Here is an 18499-nt window from a genome sequence, read left to right as displayed (position 1 = left end):
CTGCACGAAGACTGGGGTACCACGCCCGGCGCGATTGACTGCTGCCTTTCGGTGGCTGACGATATGGACGTTCAGGTTATGATCCACACCGATACGCTCAACGAGAGCGGGTTTGTGGAAAACACCGTGGCCGCCATCAAGGGCCGCACCATCCATGCATTCCATACCGAAGGAGCCGGCGGCGGACACGCCCCCGACATCATAAAAATCTGTGGCGATGAGAACGTTTTGCCCTCCTCGACCAACCCTACCCGGCCCTTCACCGTCAATACGCTGGAAGAGCACCTCGACATGCTGATGGTCTGCCATCACCTCGACAAATCAATTCCCGAAGATGTGGCCTTTGCCGAAAGCCGGATCCGCCGCGAGACCATCGCGGCCGAGGATATCCTGCACGACATGGGCGCCTTTTCGATCATCGCGTCCGACAGCCAGGCGATGGGCCGCGTGGGCGAGGTGCTCATCCGCACCTGGCAGACCGCCGACAAGATGAAAAAGCAGCGCGGTCGCCTGGCGGAGGAAACCGGCGAAAACGACAATATGCGCGTGCGTCGCTACATCGCGAAATACACCATCAATCCGGCCATCGCGCACGGCATCAGCCACGAGATTGGCAGTATTGAAGTCGGCAAACGAGCGGATCTGGTATTGTGGAACCCTGCGTTTTTCGGCGTGAAGCCCGAGATGGTCCTGATGGCCGGCACAATTGTCTGCGCGCAGATGGGCGATCCGAATGCGTCGATCCCGACCCCGCAACCGGTCTATACCCGGCCCATGTTCGGTGCCTTCGGCCGGTCGGTTGAACACTCTGCGGTGACCTTCGTAAGTGCTGCGGCGGAGGCCGCCGGCATCCGCGACACGCTCGGTCTCGCAAAGAGTGTGGTGGCTGTGAAAGGTACCCGCGGGATTGGCAAAAAAGACCTCATTCTGAATGATGCCCTGCCGCAGATCGAGGTAAACCCGGAAACCTATGAGGTGAGGGCCGACGGCGAGTTGCTGACCTGTCAGCCCGCCGAAGTGCTGCCCATGGCGCAGCGTTATTTCATGTTCTGAGGCTCCGCGATGCAAACTGCCCAATCTGTCGTTTCCGCTGCTGCCGCCGTAACGGACCACGTCTCGCTTGATTATGGTGCACGGTTTCTGCGCCGGCGCGTGGTGACAACGCAATCCGGTGCGCAGGTACTGGTGGATCTGCCAAAAACGACCTCTCTGGCGCATGGCGATGCTTTGCAGACAGCGGCGGGCACTCTCATCGGTGTCCTGGCTGCGCCGGAACCTCTGCTGGAGATTACCGGCTCCGGTCTGCACCGGATAGCCTGGCACATCGGCAACCGGCATACGCCCTGCCAGATCGAGGACACCCGCCTGCTCATTCAGCGCGATCACGTTATGGCGGATATGCTCGCAAAGCTGGGTGCGCATGTGCATGAGGTCACGGAACCCTTCACCCCGGAGGGCGGCGCTTATGGTCACGGGCGTACGCATGGTCACGACCACAGCCACCAGCACGGTCCCGAAGATCACGCTCATGAACACTGATGCCGTCCTGACCCTGACGCAGTGGCTGTCTCCCGGCTTTCCGGTTGGTGCCTTCGCCTATTCCCACGGGCTGGAACGGGTGATTGATGCGGGCGGGATCACGTCAGTTACCACGCTGGAGCACTGGCTCCGGGACATCATCGAACACGGCAGCGGGCGCTCTGATCTGGTGTTGCTGCGCGCGGCGTATGACGCGGACAACAAGGACGTGGCCGGGATCGACGCGCTGGCGGAGGCATTTGCCGCATCCTCCGGCAGGCTGATCGAGACCTGCGATCAGGGTGCGGCGTTCGCGCGTACGGTGGACGCGGTCTGGGACACACGGCTTGGAACGCTGACCTATCCGGTGGCTGTCGGGCGGGCAGCAAGGGTCTGCGGCCTGCCGCAGGATCTCACCGCAGCCATGTATCTGCACGCCTTTGCTGCAAATCTTATCTCGGCAGCTGTCCGGCTGGTGCCGCTGGGGCAGACCGGGGGACAGGATCTGCTGGCCCGTCTCGCACCGCTCACGACATCCGTCGCTGAAGCCACCGCAGGGAGCACACCCGACGATCTGACGTCGGCCTGTTTTGCCGCCGATATCGCGTCGATGCAGCACGAAACACAATACTCGAAGGTATTCCGCACATGACTGTTCCCACGTTTCTCAACGGCCCGTTACGCGTCGGCATCGGCGGCCCCGTCGGTGCGGGAAAAACAACGCTGACGGCAGTCCTGGCCCGGGCCCTCAGCGGCGCACATTCAATCGGTGTGATCACCAATGACATCTACACCCGCGAAGACGCCGAGGCACTGATGCGGCTGCAGATCCTGCCGCAGGACCGGATCATCGGCGTGGAAACCGGCGGCTGCCCGCATACGGCAATCCGCGAAGACGCCTCCGTCAACCTCGCCGCGGTGGCCGAGATGCAGGAGCGCCATCCGGAAATCGAAGCCATCCTGATCGAGAGCGGCGGCGACAATCTAAGCGCCACGTTCTCGCCGGAACTTGCGGATGTGACGCTCTATGTGATCGACGTGGCGGCGGGTGAAGAGATCCCGCGCAAAGGCGGGCCGGCCATCACCCGCTCGGATATTCTGATCATCAACAAGACCGATCTGGCGCCGCATGTCGGCGCCTCTCTGGAGGTGATGGAGCGCGATGCGATACGCATGCGTGCCGGACGCCCTTTTGTCTTCACGGCGCTGAAACACGGTGAGGGCGTGGAGGATGTGATCCGTGAACTGCGCGCGATTTCAGGTCTGGGCCTCGTCACCATCAACGCCTGAGCACACGGCTTATTCCGGGCAGGGCTGTCCGGCGTCCCCCCAGATCCGGATATCCGCGATATGCGTTTCCAGATCATAGGGGGCAGGCTCCCGCCCGCCACCGGGTGCCCATGCCCAGTGCAAAATCACATCATGGCCGAGATGATCGGCAATCTCTGTAGCAGTGCGCCCGCCGTTCAGGTCCGGATCACGCAGACGCGTGCAGATATAGGCGCTGGTCTGCCCGAACCAGTGCGCTTCGACGGGCGCAAGCCGCCAGGCCTCTGCCACCTGAGGCGCCATATGCGCAGCCGTGTTGCCGCCGGCCTCCGCCCTGACGTGGCAGGTGCGGCAGGGCAGCGTCTCAGCCCCGATCCGGCTCTCACCGGCACGGATGTTCATGCCGTGCGGACGCGTCTCTCCGTAAGACGGGCCGGACCACATCGGACGGTCGGAAGGCCCGGTGTGACAGTTGGCACAACGCGGGTGCGACACAACTTCGTATATACGCGTCCAGGCCTCAATGCCCGGCCCAGGCGCTGTCTCGCCCTGTACCGGCAACACCGGAAAGCCACAGAGCAGCGCGGCAAAAAAGGCCCACCGCATCATCCGCTGTTCAGTGCCCGTGCCGCCGTTTTAACGGCCGCGCGGATACGTGGATAGGTTCCGCAGCGGCACAGGTTACCGCTCATCGCCGCGTCGATTGCCTCATCGTCCGGGTCCGGCACAAGGCTGAGGAAAGAAACCGCCTGCATGATTTGCCCGCCCTGGCAATAACCGCACTGCGCGACCTGGTGTGCAATCCAGGCCTCCTGAACGGCATGCAGCGCATCACCCTGTGCCAGGCCCTCAATTGTTGTGATTTCTCCCTGCACATCGGCAGCGGCGACCTGACAGGCGCGCACCGCAATCCCGTCCATCAGCACGGTACAGGCCCCGCATTGCGCGATACCGCAGCCGTATTTCGGGCCAGTGATCCCCAGCGTGTCGCGCAGCACCCATAATAGCGGCATCTGTGGCGGGACATCCGCCTCATACTCTGATCCGTTCACTGTCAGCTTCATTATGATCTCCGGGCGCTGGTACTGTTATACTGTCCAAGAGGGTCCTGCCCTGCACTGGTGCGCCGCGCGAGGTATCATCACATCGCAGTCAGCAACAGCACCTGCGTCAGGCAGCCTTTGCGCCGCTGCGGCAATAGCACGACGCACGGATCGGCACCGTGGCCCGCGCGAGGGCCTGATCAAGCTGCAGGCGGATGTGCTTCGCCTCTGTGAGTTCGCCGCGCTTTACCAGGCACTCGTGCAATCCGTGCAGGCTCCAGACATTGCGCGGATGCTGACAGGGCCGCGCAAGCGTTTCATCAAGACCAAGGTCCGCGCGATAGACGGCCTCTGCCTCCTCAAACTCCTGCGCATCCATCAGCAAGGCACCCAGAGCGTGCCGCGTGGGCTGCATCCAGCCCCATGGCTCGTCATAAAGCAGCGCGTCGTCCAGCGTGACCGAGCGACGCAGATGATTGAGTCCCGCAGCCACATCGCCGGATTTATACGCAAGCTCACCTTCCATCATCGCAGCCCCGACAGCCAGCACATCGGCTGCGGTATTATTGAACACCATGCGGCTTTCCTGAACGTCGGCCATCGCGGCCTGTGCCAGATCGCGTTCAGCCCGTGCCTCATCGATGCGCCCGAGATTGGCCAGCGCAATGGCGCGTGACTGCATCATCGCGGCGAAGGTATAGCTGTAGAGCTCTCTGTCTTCCGGCAGCGGTTCATCAAGAATGCCCTGCCAATCCCCGAAACGCACCATTACGTGGATTTTCTTACCCCAGAAGCTCTCGAACAGATCCGGCATGAAGCGGATGACGGGATCGGGCAACATCGTAATCAGTTCCTCAGCCGCAGCCAGGGCCCGTTCCGGCTGGCCCAGAAACATCGCCCCGTATGCCTCAAAATGAACGTTATGGATGCGATAGACAGTATAGAAGTTCTCACCCCCCGCCATCGCCTCATATTTTTTGTCCACTTCGGCGGCACGACGGTTGCGCCAGATGACGTTCTGATATTCGCCGCACAACACGTCGATATGTGTGGCCATATGCACCAGATGGCCGGAATCCGGCACCAGATCGACGAGACGATCCCCGTGCCGCAGGGCCTTTTCGGGCGTGGGCGACATCTCCATCAGGTGGATATACATGTGCAGCAGGCCCGGATGATCCCAGGCCCCGGGCAGTGTGTCAAAGGCGGCTTCAAGCGCTGCCTGCGCTTCCAGCGTCGAGGCGCCTGCTGCGGGCGCGCCTGCCGGCAGATCCCATAAGAGCCAGGGCGTGCGGTTCATCAAGGCTTCGGCGAAAAGACACACAACATCAAGATCGTCCGCGTATTCGGCGTAAACCTTGCGCATATTGTCCGCAAAAGCGTCGTTCCAGGGGCCGTAATCCTCGACTTCCGGGTCTTCCGGAAACCGGTCCGCGAGTGCTGAGATCAGTGCGTTTTCCACAGGAGCAAGGCTGCTCTCAAGCGCACGGGCGTCTGCGATTGCCTTTTGCGCCCGTTCCAGCGTTGTCACCCGCTCATCGGGTTCGAAAAATTCCCACGGCTTGTTATAATTAGGGCCGATGGCATAGGCGATGCCCCAGTGCGCGAGGCCACAGCCGGGATCCGCCGCAACCGCTTTTTCAAACTGATCCGCCGCGGCTTCGTGATTATAGCCAAAGAGCCAGATCAGGCCTGCATCAAAGCAGGATTTCGCTTCATCCGATCGTGTCGTGATGTCACGCCGGTATGTACCAAGATTAAAGTCTGTCATTGCCGTCCCCCTGCTGCGACGGCGATCCTAGCACAGGCAGTTCACCAAATCATCCCGCAAGCAGATCAGAACTCCACAACCGCGCGGATCGACTTGCCCTGATGCATCAGGTCAAACCCGTGATTGATCTCATCCAGCGTGAGTTTATGCGTGATCATCGGGTCGATCTCGATCTTGCCGTCCATGTACCAGTCAACAATTTTCGGCACATCCGTGCGGCCCTTGGCACCGCCGAAGGCTGTTCCGCGCCAGACCCGGCCGGTGACGAGCTGGAAAGGGCGCGTTGAGATTTCAGCACCCGCTGGTGCCACACCGATGATAATGCTCTCGCCCCAGCCTTTGTGTGCGCATTCCAGCGCCTGCCGCATCACCTTGACGTTGCCGGTGGCGTCGAAGGTATAGTCTGCGCCGCCCTTTGTGAGCTCAACCAGATGGGCGACCATATCGCCATCAACCGTCGACGGGTTGACGAAATCGGTCATGCCGAAGTGCCGGCCCATCTTTTCCTTGTCGTCGTTCAGATCGACCCCCACGATCTGATCGCATCCCGCCATTCGCAGACCCTGAATGACATTCAGACCGATGCCACCCAGACCGAACACCACGCAGCGCGAGCCGATCTCGACTTTGGCAGTGTTGATCACTGCGCCGATGCCGGTGGTCACGCCGCAGCCGATGTAACAGATCTTGTCAAAGGGCGCGTCCTTGCGGACTTTGGCCAGCGCGATCTCGGGGACCACCGTGTGATTGGCAAAAGTCGAGCAGCCCATGTAGTGGTGGATCGGTGTACCGTCGGGCATTGAAAAGCGTGTGGATCCGTCAGGCAGAAGGCCCTGGCCCTGCGTTGCCCGCACTTTCTGACAAAGGTTGGTTTTCGGGTTCAGGCAGTATTCACATTCGCGGCACTCGGGCGTGTAAAGCGGGATCACATGATCGCCGACTTCCAGCGATGTGACACCTTCGCCGACCTCGATAACGACCCCTGCCCCCTCGTGGCCCAGAATCGCCGGGAAAATGCCCTCCGGATCGTCACCGGAGCGCGTAAACTCATCGGTATGACAGAGCCCGGTAGCTTTGATCTCCACCAGCACCTCGCCGGCGCGGGGCCCGTCGAGGTTCACCTCCATGATCTCAAGCGGCTTGCCTGCGGCAACAGCAACGGCGGCACGGGTCTTCATCATCTCGGGGGTCCTTTCGCTGAAATCTGCCGCTCAAGTGAAAGCCCGTGTGCCCGGAAGTCAAGCCTTGCGCGGGGGTGCGAGCGATGCACGGTCCATAAATTCGGTATCAAGGACCACAGACTGCAGTCCCTCGCGGCCCGCTATCCGGTCGAGCAGGAGTGTCGCAGCACGGCGCCCCATATCGATCTGCGGAACACGCACCGTGGCCAGCGCCGGATGCAGCACCCGCGCCAGACCAATGTCGTCAAATCCGATAAAGGACATATCATCCGGCAGGGACAGCCCCATCGCACGTGCCTGCGCCATTGCCCCGGCGGCCTGCGCGTCATTGCCACAGAGCACCACGGTCGGGGTCTCCTGCTGCTGCATTATCGTCGCAAAGGCCGCGCCGCTTTCGTCCAGCATATAAGGTGCTTCGATCAGATGGGTCAGTCGCGCGCCGTCACCCCACGCACCAACTGCGGCTATCACACCATCACGCCGGGCGCGGGCGCGGTCATTGTCCCGGGTCTGCCCGCAGATCATCGCGATCCGGCGATGCCCGGCTGCCATTGCCCGGCGTGCGGCATCCGCGGCGGCCCCGGCATTGTCGAAACCCGCAAACAAATGCCCGGGTCGCGTTTCGCTGACCCATGCCACAACATGCGGCACCCGTCGTTTTTCGAGAAAATCCCAGGTTGCGTCAGGGCGCGCGTTGCCAATCAGCATCAGGCCATCCGCGCCATGCGCCACAAGTGACTTAATGGCCGCGAGTTCCTCTTCAGGGTCAAAACCCGTGGTCGCCACCAGCAGATTAACCTTTGCCTGCATCAGCACATCCTGAAAGGCCTGCAATCCGTTTGCGAACATCGCGTTTGCCATCGACGGAATGACCGCACCTACGGTGTTGGCCCGCCCTGACGCCAGCGCGCGGCCACCGAAGTTCGGCGTGTAGCCAAGCACCTCAACCGCTTTTTCGATCTTCTCACGTGTGGCCGGTGCCACTTTAGACGGAGCGTTGAGCGCACGTGATATGCTCGCGGTCGAGACACCGGCAAGGCGGGCGACGTCCTCAAGTGTTGGTGCGGTCTGTTTGTTCATACAGTTTCTGTCCTGTTTACCACCGACCCGTCAGCGTAACGGAAAAAAATCTCCTCCAATTACTGTAAGCGCTTGCATTCGAGGATGCAAGCGCTTACACGAAGTCAGGGAGCGAGAGAATCTGCAGAGTGCTTACAGCAGCCCGCCCCGTTGAAACAGACACCGTGGAGGAATGCCCGTGGCCCGTGATTATCTGAAAAAAGCTGAGAAGACTGCGATGACCGACGCGGGGGATGTCCGTGAAATCGTTCAGAACATCCTCAGTGATATCGAGGCCGGTGGCGATGCCGCGGCGATGAAATACGCCGAGCAGTTCGACAAATACAAAGGCAACGTGCTTCTCACCGAAGAAGAGATTGCGCATGCCTCAACGCTCGTCAGCCAGAAGCTGAAAGACGATATCGCCTTTTCGCATGACAACGTGCGCCGCTTTGCCGAGATCCAGAAATCCACCATGACCGATGTGGAGCTTGAAATCGTGCCTGGCCTGATCGCCGGCCAGAAAGCCATCCCCGTCCGTGCCGCGGGCTGCTACGTCCCTGGCGGACGCTACAGCCACATCGCAAGCGCGATCATGACCGTCACCACGGCCAAGGTTGCAGGCTGCGAGCACATCACTGCCTGTTCCCCGCCCCGCCCTGACGTCGGCATCAACCCGGCGATCGTTTACGCAGCCAACCTGTGCGGTGCGGATAAAATCCTCTCCATGGGCGGTGTGCAGGGTGTTGCGGCCATGACCTACGGTCTTTTCGGTCTGCCACAGGCGGACATCCTCGTCGGACCCGGCAACCAGTTCGTGGCCGAAGCCAAACGGATCCTTTTCGGCCGCGTCGGTATCGATATGATTGCAGGTCCGACCGACAGCCTCGTGCTGGCCGACGGCACTGCAGACCCCTTCATGGTGGCAACCGATCTCGTGAGCCAGGCAGAGCACGGCTACAACTCACCCGTCTGGCTCGTCACCGACAACCGCGCGCTGGCCGAAAAAGTCATGGAGCTGGTACCCGGCCTGATCGACGATCTGCCCGAACTGAACCGCGACAACGCAACCAAAGCCTGGCGCGACTATGCCGAGGTGATCGTCTGTGCGGACCGCGAAGAAATGGCCGCCTGCTCTGACGACTATGCGCCTGAGCACCTGACCGTCCAGGCCGAAGATCTGCCCTGGTGGCTGGAGCGGCTGCAGTGCTATGGCTCACTTTTTCTGGGCGAAGAGACCACAGTTTCCTTTGGCGACAAAGCGTCGGGCACAAACCACGTGCTGCCCACATCCCGCTCGGCCAAATACACCGGTGGTTTGTCTGTGCACAAGTACATGAAGATCGTCACCTGGCAGCGCGCAACACGTGACGGCGCCAAGCCGGTGGCCATCGCAACAGCGCGGATTTCCCGTCTGGAAGGTATGGAGGGTCACGCCCGCGCGGCGGACGCCCGCCTGCACAAATACTTCCCGCAGGAAAACTTCGACCTCTCGGCAGAGGGCTGAGACCATGCCTGCGATCTTTGATGTCCGGGACCGGGTGGCATGTGTCACCGGTGCAAGCAGCGGCCTTGGGCGGCAGGCGGCAAGCCTGCTGGCGCAAGCCGGTGCCCGGGTCATCGGGGTCGCGCGGCGCGGTGAGGAGCTCGAAGCCTGGCGGGCCGGGGTGCAGGGCGAAACGGCCGCTGTCACTGCCGACCTGTCAGACCGCAGCATCCTCGCAGGCCTGACTGCCGAAATTTCAGAGCCTTTCGGGGCACCTGATATTCTGATCAACGCGGCGGGCATCAATACCCGCCAACACGCCGATGACGTGACCGGTGAAGGGTGGGATATAACGCTGAATCTCAACCTTGCCGCGCCCTTCTTTCTGGCGCAGGCCATGGTGCCCGCAATGAAGGAACGGGGCTGGGGACGGATCGTCAATTTCGCGTCACTGCAATCGCGCCGCGCCTTTGCCTCGGGCATCTCTTACGGTGCCTCCAAGGGAGGCGTGGAGCAGATGACCCGCGCCATGGCTGAAGCCTGGTCTGGTCACGGCATCACGGCCAACGCGGTGGCGCCCGGGTTCTTCCGGACTGAGCTCACCGGTCCTGTCTTTGCCAATCCTGAGCTTGCAAAACGCAACGCGGATCAGACCTGCATCGGGCGCAACGGCGAGCCGGAGGATCTTGACGGCCCGCTGATGTTCTTTTGCTCACCGGCATCTGATTATGTCACCGGGCAGACACTCTTTGTGGATGGGGGGTTCACAGCGAAATGAAAGCTTTAGTTTATACCGGGGTCGGCGAGCTGACCTATTCCGACAGCCCCGCGCCCGAAGCGCGCGACGGCGAGCACCTGATCCGCATTGAAGCTTCCGGCATCTGCGGCTCTGACATGCACGCCTTTCTCGGCCATGACGAACGGCGCCCCGCCCCGCTGATCCTCGGCCACGAGGCCGCCGGCGTCATCACCGGCGGTCCGCGCGATGGCGAACGTGTCACAATTAATCCGCTCGTGGCCTGCGGGCATTGCGACAACTGCACGGCAAACCTCGAAAACCTCTGCTCAAACCGCCAGATCATTTCCATGCCACCGCGCCAGGGTGCATTTGCCGGATATGTGAGCATGCCGGATCGCAATCTCGTCTCCGTCCCTGAAGGCGTCGATCTGCGCCACGCGGCGCTTGCGGAGCCTATCGCCTGCGGCTGGCATGCCGTGCGCCTTGGCAAACGTATTCTGGGACAGGATCTCTCGGATATGCGGTGCGCGGTCATCGGCGGGGGAGCCATCGGCGTCGGCGCGGCTCTGGCACTGAATGCGCAGGGCGCTCGCGACATCACCGTGATTGAGCCTAATGAGCTGCGCCGTGCGCGCCTTGCAGATGTGGCAGGCTTTGAGGTCTGCGCACCGGGCGAGCCCGCGGCACCGGAAAACGGCAGTGTGGATCTGGTCATCGACGGTGTCGGCTACGCCGGCACGCGGGCCGCAGCCAGTGCAATGGCGCGCGCGGGCGGTGTTATCGCCCACATCGGTCTCGGTGAGGCGACAGGTGGGCTCGATGTCCGCCGGATGACGCTTCAGGAAATTACTTTTATCGGCACATATACCTATACTGCACAGGACTTTGCAGATACGGCCGCCGCGATCTTCGATGGCCGGCTTGGCCCGCTCGACTGGATCGAGTCACGACCCCTGGCCGATGGCCAGGCTGCCTTCACGGACATCCGGGCCGGTAACGTCGCCGCACCCAAAATAATTCTGATCCCCGAACACGAGGAGTAATCAAACGTGTCGATAAGCACCAAAATTGTAGATGATTTTATCGCCCAGGGCGTCAATTTCATCACGACCGTCCCCTGCAAACAACTTGCAGGCGTCATCGACGAGGTGGAAGCCCGCCCCGAGATACACCACGTGCCCTCCAACAAAGAAGACGAGGGTATGGGGCTTTGTGCCGGTGCATTTATGGGCGGCAAACGCCCGGCGATCATCATGCAGAACACAGCCATCGGGGTGACGATCAACACGCTGGCGACGCTGACCCAGTATTACCGCATGCCGCTGCCGATGCTTATTTCCTATCGCGGAGAGCTGCGCGAGCCGGTTGCCTGCCAGGTCGAGATGGCCGTGCATACCAAAGCGCTCCTTAATCAGATGCTGATCCCGACCTATCACTTCCACAAAGAATCCGATGCATCCGAGCTTCAGGAAATTCTTAAATACACCTTTATGTGCAACAAACCTGTGGCGATCCTGACGGATGCGTCCTTCTGGGGAGGCTACGGCGACCAATGATCCGTTCTGATATCCTGCGCGAAATCGCGCCCATCCTTCACGATCACCTTGTTGTCTGCAACATCGGTCTGCCCAGCCAGGAGCTGCATATGATCGACGACAACGCAAAGAACTTTTACATGCTCGGCACGATGGGTCTGTCGTCCTCCATTGGTCTTGGCCTTGCCATGGCGCAGCCCAAAACCGTGATCTCCATTGACGGCGACGGCTCGGTTCTGACCAATTTCGGCACCCTGCCGACGATTGCAAACAACGTGACCGATAATTTTATCCTGCTGATCATCGACAATGGCTCTTATGGCTCAACCGGTGACCAGCCGACCTATGCGGGCAAAAAGACCAAACTCGAAGATGTGGCGAAGGCCTGCGGATGCGAGAACGTCGTCACCTGCAAAGCCGAAGACACCGGTGCCACCCTGCAGGCCGCAATCGACAGCAAAAAGATGACGATCATCGTCAGTAAATGCGAAAGCGGCAACATCAAGCTCGACGTCATCACCATGGACCCGGTCGTCATCCGCGATCGTTTCATGAATGCTGTGAAAGCCTGACCCCGTGAGCGCCGGCGCCATCCATTCCTATTCTGACGCCCGGCGCCTCGCGCGCCGGCGGCTGCCCTGGATGGTGTTTGACTATATCGACGGAGCGGCCGGAGAAGGTGTGGCCGAAGCCCGCAATCTGGCCGCTCTGCGTGACATCATTCTGGAACCGCGCGTTCTGGTGAACGTGTCGGAGCGCGATCTGAGCGCAAAAGTTTTCGAACACGAAGGCAAAGTCCCCTTTGGCATCAGCCCCATGGGCATGTGCAATCTCTCGGGTCCCGGCGCCGATCTGATGCTGGCGCGCATCGCCGCAAAACATCAGGTGCCCTGCGGGGTATCGACGGTTGCCTCGACAACACTTGAGACCATGATTGAAGAGGCCGACGGCCACGCGTGGTTTCAGCTTTATTTCTCCGGCGACGGCTCCGGCACGGCAAAGCTCGTCGAACGCGCCAAAGCTGCCGGGTACAAAACGCTGATCATGACACTGGATGTGCCCGAGGTCGGCAGGCGCCCGCGCGAGTTGCGCCGTGGCTTTAAGATGCCGTTCAAAATCGGCCCCAGACAGTTTATCGACTTTGCGCTGCACCCGCAGTGGTCGATCTCGAGCCTGATTGCGGGCGCGCCGGATCTGGCAAACTTCCAGAAGCCTGATTTCACTTTCGACCGCACCGAAAGCCGGGCACGCGCGGACTGGGATTTCCTCAAACGCCTGCGCGACAGCTGGGACGGTAACCTCGTGGCCAAGGGCGTGACCCACGTGGATGACGCCCGGCGGCTACGCGATGAAGGTGTGGACGCCATTCAGGTCTCGACCCATGGCGGGCGCCAGCTTGATGCTGCACCGCCGCCGATTCTCGCCCTTCAGGCAATCCGCAAAGCGCTCGGTGATGACTATCCGCTCTTTTACGACACGGGTATGCGCTCGGGCGAAGACGTGGTGAAAGCATATATGATGGGAGCTGACTTTGTGTTTTTCGGCCGCGCTATGCAGTTTGCCATTGCCGCCGGCGGCCGTGACGGACTGGATGCTTTCTGGAAACTCATCAGCGATGAGATAGGCCTTACCCTGGCGCAGATGGGCCGGACGACGATGCCGGGGCCGGCGGCGCGTTTCTGATCACATCTGAGATCCGTGCGGCAATCGCATGGCTGCCCTTGCGCGACGGATGGATCATATCCTCATCATGAAACGAGCGGTCACCATGGGGTACAAGATCCTGCAGTGAGATAAACCAGAAGCCGGGGTCCGCCGCATCAAGCCGCGTGAGGCGGGCATCGATCTCATCGCCCTCATCCTTGCAGTATTCAACGCCTGAGCCCACACCCGGGCTGCGCAGATAGCCAACCCATATGACCCGCGCGCCCCGCGCACGCGCTTTGGCCACCATCCCCGGAATTGCGCCGGAACGGCCGTCTTTTGAGATCATCCGGTCGATTTTCCGGTCGCAGACTGCGCAGGCGCAGCCCATCCACAGATCGTTGCCGCCACCGTTCAGAATGACCCAGTCCCATTCACCTGCGATATATTGCTTGGAGATGTTCATCCCCAGCGCACCGGATACCGGCAGGTTATAGAAAATCCGCGCCCCCGGAACGGAACGGTCGATCACCGGCTCACGCAGGATACCTTCTATCGCGTGTGACACGGAATTGCGACTGTTGCTGTGCCAGGCAAGCATCGAATCTCCCATGGTCAGGATCCGCGCCGGCTGGTCGTTTGACGGCATCTCGGTGCAGGCGCCAAGCAACACCGTCAGCGTCAGGAAAACTGCCCTGATCATAGTCATCGTAAACCCCCTGTGCATCGTCGTGCAGACAGGCGTCAAGCGTAACCCCGACCAGCGCCTGTCGCCAACTCTGGCGTTTATTTCCTAATGATCCGTAAACAATGCCGTCAGGGCGGGGCTTCTATTGACACCAGATGAACACCCGGACCACATGGCCCCCAATTCCGACGCGCAGGAGCAGACTATGAGACTCAGAGATACGCATCCCTATCCGTCGCGGCGATCGCCTGTGATTGCCGATAATATCGTGGCCGCGTCCCAGCCTCTGGCAACCCGCGCAGGACTGGCAATGCTTGCACGCGGCGGAAATGCCGTCGATGCGGCGCTGGCCACGGCAATCACCCTGACCCTGGTGGAGCCCTCGGGCAACGGCATCGGGTCCGACGCCTTTGCCATCGTCTGGGACGGCAGGGAACTGCACGGCCTGAACGCCTCCGGTCGTGCACCTGCCGGATGGACACCGGACCGTTTTGCCGGCCTCGATAAAATGCCCTTTCACGGCTGGGACAGCGTGACCGTGCCGGGCGCCGTCTCCGCCTGGGTTGCACTTTCGGAGCGCTTTGGAAAACTGCCTTTTGCCGATCTTTTCGCCCCGGCTACCGAATATGCGGAAAACGGATTTTATGTCACACCCAAGATCGCCGCCCTCTGGGCGCGCGCGGCAGACCAGTTGCGCGATCAGCCCGGGTTTGCGGAATGTTTTCTGCCCGGCGGCCGCGCGCCGCGCGCAGGAGAGCGGTTTGTCAACAAAGCGGCGGCGCGCAGCCTGCGCCTGATCGCACAGACAAAGGGCGACGCCTTTTATACCGGAGAACTGGCGCGTGAGATTACGGAGTTTGCAGCTCTGCACGGCGCAGCACTCAGCATGGAGGACATGGCAGCCCATCGCCCCGATTGGGTCGGCACCATCAGCAACAGTTTTGACCAGGCGGAGCTTCACGAAATTCCACCAAACGGCCAGGGGATCGCTGCACTCATGGCACTGGGCATCCTCGACGGCACACCCCTACGCGGCCTTGACCCTGATGCCCCCGCTGCGCTGCACCTGCAGATCGAAGCGATGAAACTCGCGCTTGCGGATGCCCAGACATGGGTCGCGGATCCGGCATTCATGACCCATACCACCGCAGAGCAGATGCTGGACAAAGGCTATCTTGCGTCACGCGCGGCCATGATCGACCCGGACAGGGCGCAGGATTTCGGTGCAGGCGCTCCGAACAAAGGCGGCACGGTATGCCTTGCGGCGGCGGACGCCTCCGGCATGATGGTATCCTATATTCAGTCTAACTATGCCGGTTTCGGCTCAGGTGTGACGGTGCCCGGCACCGGTATTCACCTGCAGAACCGCGGAGCGGATTTCTCGCTCGACCCCAAAAGCCAGAACTGTGTCGCGCCGGGAAAACGCCCGTTTCATACTATCATTCCCGGGTTCGTGATGGGTCCTGACGGGCCGCTGATGAGCTTTGGCGTTATGGGCGGCCCGTTTCAGGCACAGGGCCATGTGCAGATGGTTCTGCGCACGCAGCTCTGGGGACAGGACCCGCAGATGGCCGTCGACGCGCCGCGCTGGCGGGTGACCGGCGGGACGGGCATCGCGCTCGAAGAAGCCATGCCCGACGAAACGGTCGGGGCTCTGCGCGCCATGGGCCACGACATTTCCCTCGAATCCCCCGATAACGCCTTTGGTTTTGGCGGCGCACAGCTCATCCATCGGCTGCCCGGCGGAGGATATGCTGCGGGTTCAGACCCGCGCAAAGACGGGGCCGCGATGGGGTTCTGAAAAGACCCCGCGTCGCAAGCGCCGGGCCAGAGCCCTGAACCGCGCGCACCACCTGTCCGGCCTGTTCAGGGCGCGTGCTTTGCAACGACCGGAACACGCAACCGGAGACAGCATGGCCGGTTTTTCGTTGCGGTATCGGAATTTGCACGCACAATGGCACCGTTATGAGCATGCCGGCGATTACATCAGACACTACGGACGGACAGACCGTGTTTCACCTGAGCGGCCGGCTCGTGACAGAGGCACTGCATCTGGTGGAAAAACCATTTGCCGAACTGACCGCCCGCCCCGGAGCGGCGACCGTGGACCTCTCCGGTCTTGAAGCATTTGACACAGGCGGCGCTGCAATGATCGCGCAGCTGCGCGCGCGCCTCGCGACCGGCGGCGTGACGCTGGAAATTTCCGGAGCGTCAGAAGACAATGCCCGACTGCTCGAAAAGGTCACAGAGGCCACATTCAAAGAGCCCCTCGTCGACACCGGACCCGGCGGTCCCGGCGCGTGGATCACCGGCCTTGGCGTGGCCGTCGCTGCACTGGTGCAAAGCGCGGGCTCTCTACTGAGCTTTCTGGGGCTGGTACTGAGCCGTCTGGCGCGTACGCTCGTCAACCCCTGGCGGCTGCGCGGTACAGCGCTTTTTGCGCAGATGCAGCAGACCGGTATGAATGCGGTACCGATCATCGCGCTGATGGGCTTTCTCATCGGGATCGTGCTGGCCTATCAGGGTGCTGCACAGCTGCACCAGTTCGGTGCCGAAGTTTTCGTTGTCGATCTTATTGCCGTCTCGGTGCTGCGCGAACTTGGCATCCTGCTGACCGCCATCATTGTCGCGGGGCGCTCAGGGTCGGCTTATGCTGCGGCGATCGGATCGATGAAGGTCAACGAAGAGGTCGATGCCATGCGCACCCTCGGACTTGACCCGATTGAAGTGCTGGTTCTGCCACGGCTGATTGCGCTGATGCTGATGCTTCCCGTACTGGGTCTGACGGCAAATATTTCTGCCCTGATCGGCGGGGCTCTGATGAGCTGGGCCGAACTGGGTGTCAGCCCCGGCATGTTCGTCACCCGGTTTCTGGAAAACACCAGCGCATGGCATCTGGCGGTCGGTATGATCAAAGCGCCGGTCTTTGCCTTTATCATCGGAATCGTGTCCTGCTGGCAGGCCATGCAGGTGGGTGGCTCCGCCGAAAGCGTGGGCCGGCGCACCACCGCGGCAGTTGTGCAAAGCGTATTTCTGGTCATCGTGATGGATGCTGTCTTTTCGATCTTCTTCGCGGAGCTGGGCGTGTGACCGCCCCTGCGGGACACGCAGAGCGCGAGGCGGTGATCCGGGTACGCGGCCTGGAAAACCGCTTCGGGCCCCATGTCGTGCACCAGAACCTCGATCTGGATGTCTGGCGCGGCGAGGTTCTGGGCATTGTGGGCGGCTCAGGTACCGGCAAATCCGTCCTGCTGCGCTCCATTGTCGGCCTGAAGCGCCCCTCTGCCGGCACCATCCATGTGCTGGGGACGGATGTGGTCAACGGCCCGGAAAAAGAGCGTCTTGCTGTCGAGAGACGCTGGGGAGTGGCCTTTCAGGACGGTGCCCTTTTCTCGTCGCTGACCGTTCTGGAAAACGTGATGGCACCGATGCGCGAACACCTCAGCCTGAGCACTGGGCTGATGCAAACACTGGCCGGGCTCAAAATCAGCCTTGTAGGCCTGCCCGCCGCCAGTTGCGGCAAACTGCCGTCCGAACTGTCGGGCGGGATGCGCAAACGCGCAGCCCTCGCCCGCGCGCTGGCGCTCGATCCCGAGATTGTGTTTCTGGATGAACCCACGGCGGGGCTCGACCCCATCGGTGCCGGCGCCTATGATGAGCTGATCCGGGAATTGCAGCGTTCGCTCGGGCTGACCGTTTTTATGGTGACCCATGACCTCGACAGCCTCTACGCAATCTGCGACCGTATCGCGGTTCTCTCGGATAAGCGTGTACTGGTGGAAGGACCCATCGAGACCATGACCGCTGTCAAGGACCCCTGGGTACAGGAATATTTCACCGGACCGCGTGCGCGCGCGGCCCGGGCGGCGGGCTGACGGAAAGACGCATGGAAACCAAAGCCAATTATCTGCTGATCGGTCTTTTTACCCTCGCCGGCCTCGTGGGCAGCATGGTGTTTCTGCTCTGGCTCGCCAAGGTACAGGTGGACCGGCAGTATGCTTATTACGATGTGCTTTTCGACAATGTGACCGGGCTGGGCGACGCAGGTGACGTGCGCTTTAACGGATTGCCGGTCGGCCAGGTCGTCGGGCTGGCGCTCGATGAAGAAGACCATTCAAAAGTCAGAGTGCGCATCGAGATCGTGGCAGCAACACCGGTCAAAACAGATACTGTCGCTGTTCTGCAAAGTCAGGGTGTGACGGGTGTGAGCTTTGTCGCACTGACGGGCGGGTCGCCCGACGCGGAGACGTTGCCCGAAAACGCCGTCATCCCTTCGCAATCGAGCGCCATTCAGTCCGTACTAGAAGGAGCCCCGGTTCTGCTGCAACGCGCGGTCGATCTGCTCGACGATATCAGCGCGGTTGTGAGCGATGAAAACCGTGACGCGGTGGGTGTGGTGCTGAACAACCTCTCCTCTGCTTCGGGGCGTCTTGACCGCTCACTGGCGGATTTCGAAACCCTCTCAGCTGATCTGAGCGCAGCAGCCCGCGAAGTTGCGGCCTTTGCCGGACGGCTTGATGCCCTTGCGGATACTGCCGACACCACCCTGACAACGGCCACCGACAC

The 18499-nt window shown here is 61.4% G+C and carries 20 protein-coding genes; 14 read left to right on the top strand and 6 right to left on the bottom strand.

The genetic code is table 11. From position 1 onward, the window contains the following. The 4 genes from Q0M35_RS03680 to ureG all read left to right on the top strand — a co-directional run. Positions 1 to 1053 (top strand): urease subunit alpha (locus tag Q0M35_RS03680; RefSeq protein ID WP_295312340.1); only part of this gene is annotated, 1053 nt, incomplete at its 5' end. Between the two features lie 9 nt (positions 1054 to 1062). Next, entirely contained in the window at positions 1063 to 1539 is a 477-nt protein-coding gene (locus tag Q0M35_RS03675; RefSeq protein ID WP_295312333.1) for an urease accessory protein UreE, read from the top strand. Then, positions 1529 to 2170, top strand: coding sequence for an urease accessory UreF family protein (locus Q0M35_RS03670; protein ID WP_295312378.1), 642 nt, complete (start codon positions 1529 to 1531; stop codon positions 2168 to 2170). Before Q0M35_RS03675 ends, Q0M35_RS03670 begins: the two co-directional genes overlap by 11 nt. Next, positions 2167 to 2808, top strand: coding sequence for an urease accessory protein UreG (ureG, locus tag Q0M35_RS03665; protein WP_295312328.1), 642 nt, complete (start codon positions 2167 to 2169; stop codon positions 2806 to 2808). The genes Q0M35_RS03670 and ureG overlap by 4 nt, the downstream gene beginning before the upstream one ends. Before the next feature lie 9 nt (positions 2809 to 2817). On the opposite strand, the gene Q0M35_RS03660 is transcribed toward ureG, so the two are convergent. The 5 genes from Q0M35_RS03660 to Q0M35_RS03640 form a co-directional block, all read right to left on the bottom strand. After that, entirely contained in the window at positions 2818 to 3396 is a 579-nt protein-coding gene (locus Q0M35_RS03660) for a hypothetical protein (protein ID WP_295312321.1), read from the bottom strand. Then, positions 3393 to 3851 (bottom strand): (2Fe-2S)-binding protein, encoded by a 459-nt coding sequence (locus Q0M35_RS03655; RefSeq protein ID WP_295312314.1) that lies wholly within the window; start codon positions 3849 to 3851, stop codon positions 3393 to 3395. The genes Q0M35_RS03660 and Q0M35_RS03655 overlap by 4 nt, the downstream gene beginning before the upstream one ends. Before the next feature lie 106 nt (positions 3852 to 3957). Continuing rightward, positions 3958 to 5601 carry a hypothetical protein gene (locus Q0M35_RS03650; RefSeq protein WP_295312308.1) on the bottom strand — a complete coding sequence of 548 codons (1644 nt, stop codon included), beginning with the start codon at positions 5599 to 5601 and terminating at the stop codon, positions 3958 to 3960. A 65-nt stretch (positions 5602 to 5666) separates the two neighbouring features. Then, a complete protein-coding gene (locus tag Q0M35_RS03645) occupies positions 5667 to 6779 on the bottom strand; it encodes an S-(hydroxymethyl)glutathione dehydrogenase/class III alcohol dehydrogenase (RefSeq protein ID WP_295312365.1) in 1113 nt (370 codons plus the stop codon). Between the two features lie 60 nt (positions 6780 to 6839). Beyond that, positions 6840 to 7862, bottom strand: coding sequence for a LacI family DNA-binding transcriptional regulator (locus tag Q0M35_RS03640; protein WP_295312302.1), 1023 nt, complete (start codon positions 7860 to 7862; stop codon positions 6840 to 6842). Between the two features lie 178 nt (positions 7863 to 8040). Here Q0M35_RS03640 and hisD point away from each other — a divergent pair, with 178 nt between their 5' ends. The 6 genes from hisD to Q0M35_RS03610 are packed head-to-tail and all read left to right on the top strand — an operon-like array spanning position 8041 to position 13284. Beyond that, a complete protein-coding gene (gene hisD / locus Q0M35_RS03635; protein ID WP_295312295.1) occupies positions 8041 to 9348 on the top strand; it encodes a histidinol dehydrogenase in 1308 nt (435 codons plus the stop codon). Positions 9349 to 9352: 4 nt separating this feature from the next. Continuing rightward, entirely contained in the window at positions 9353 to 10105 is a 753-nt protein-coding gene (locus Q0M35_RS03630; protein ID WP_295312289.1) for an SDR family oxidoreductase, read from the top strand. Next, positions 10102 to 11109, top strand: coding sequence for an alcohol dehydrogenase catalytic domain-containing protein (locus tag Q0M35_RS03625; protein ID WP_295312283.1), 1008 nt, complete (start codon positions 10102 to 10104; stop codon positions 11107 to 11109). Before Q0M35_RS03630 ends, Q0M35_RS03625 begins: the two co-directional genes overlap by 4 nt. Before the next feature lie 6 nt (positions 11110 to 11115). Then, on the top strand, positions 11116 to 11622 hold the full coding sequence (gene comD, locus Q0M35_RS03620) for a sulfopyruvate decarboxylase subunit alpha (protein WP_169639575.1): 507 nt from the start codon (positions 11116 to 11118) through the stop codon (positions 11620 to 11622). Next, on the top strand, positions 11619 to 12173 hold the full coding sequence (comE, locus tag Q0M35_RS03615; RefSeq protein WP_295312272.1) for a sulfopyruvate decarboxylase subunit beta: 555 nt from the start codon (positions 11619 to 11621) through the stop codon (positions 12171 to 12173). The genes comD and comE overlap by 4 nt, the downstream gene beginning before the upstream one ends. Positions 12174 to 12177: 4 nt before the next feature. Then, positions 12178 to 13284: an alpha-hydroxy acid oxidase gene (locus tag Q0M35_RS03610; RefSeq protein ID WP_295312266.1), complete on the top strand. Its 1107-nt coding sequence runs from the start codon at positions 12178 to 12180 to the stop codon at positions 13282 to 13284. Here the strand turns inward: Q0M35_RS03610 and Q0M35_RS03605 are convergent. Continuing rightward, entirely contained in the window at positions 13229 to 13954 is a 726-nt protein-coding gene (locus Q0M35_RS03605) for an SGNH/GDSL hydrolase family protein (protein WP_366519633.1), read from the bottom strand. The two genes, Q0M35_RS03610 and Q0M35_RS03605, sit on opposite strands and share 56 nt — an antisense overlap. A 184-nt stretch (positions 13955 to 14138) precedes the next feature. Here Q0M35_RS03605 and Q0M35_RS03600 point away from each other — a divergent pair, with 184 nt between their 5' ends. The 4 genes from Q0M35_RS03600 to Q0M35_RS03585 all read left to right on the top strand — a co-directional run. Continuing rightward, complete coding sequence (locus Q0M35_RS03600) at positions 14139 to 15734, top strand: gamma-glutamyltransferase family protein (RefSeq protein WP_295312264.1); 1596 nt, start codon at positions 14139 to 14141, stop codon at positions 15732 to 15734. A gap of 164 nt (positions 15735 to 15898) precedes the next feature. Next, the gene (locus Q0M35_RS03595; protein ID WP_295312262.1) at positions 15899 to 17023 is read left to right on the top strand and encodes an MlaE family lipid ABC transporter permease subunit; all 1125 of its coding nucleotides are present in this window, start codon (positions 15899 to 15901) and stop codon (positions 17021 to 17023) included. Then, positions 17020 to 17808 carry an ATP-binding cassette domain-containing protein gene (locus Q0M35_RS03590; RefSeq protein WP_295312261.1) on the top strand — a complete coding sequence of 263 codons (789 nt, stop codon included), beginning with the start codon at positions 17020 to 17022 and terminating at the stop codon, positions 17806 to 17808. Before Q0M35_RS03595 ends, Q0M35_RS03590 begins: the two co-directional genes overlap by 4 nt. Before the next feature lie 11 nt (positions 17809 to 17819). Then, the coding region (locus Q0M35_RS03585; protein ID WP_295312355.1) for an MlaD family protein at positions 17820 to 18499 on the top strand (680 nt) is incomplete at its 3' end.

Source organism: Roseobacter sp. (assembly GCF_024639605.1).
Taxonomy (GTDB): Bacteria; Pseudomonadota; Alphaproteobacteria; order Rhodobacterales; family Rhodobacteraceae; genus Roseobacter.
Note: the sequence above shows the minus strand (reverse complement) of the source record. Positions and strands in the feature narration are given on the sequence as shown.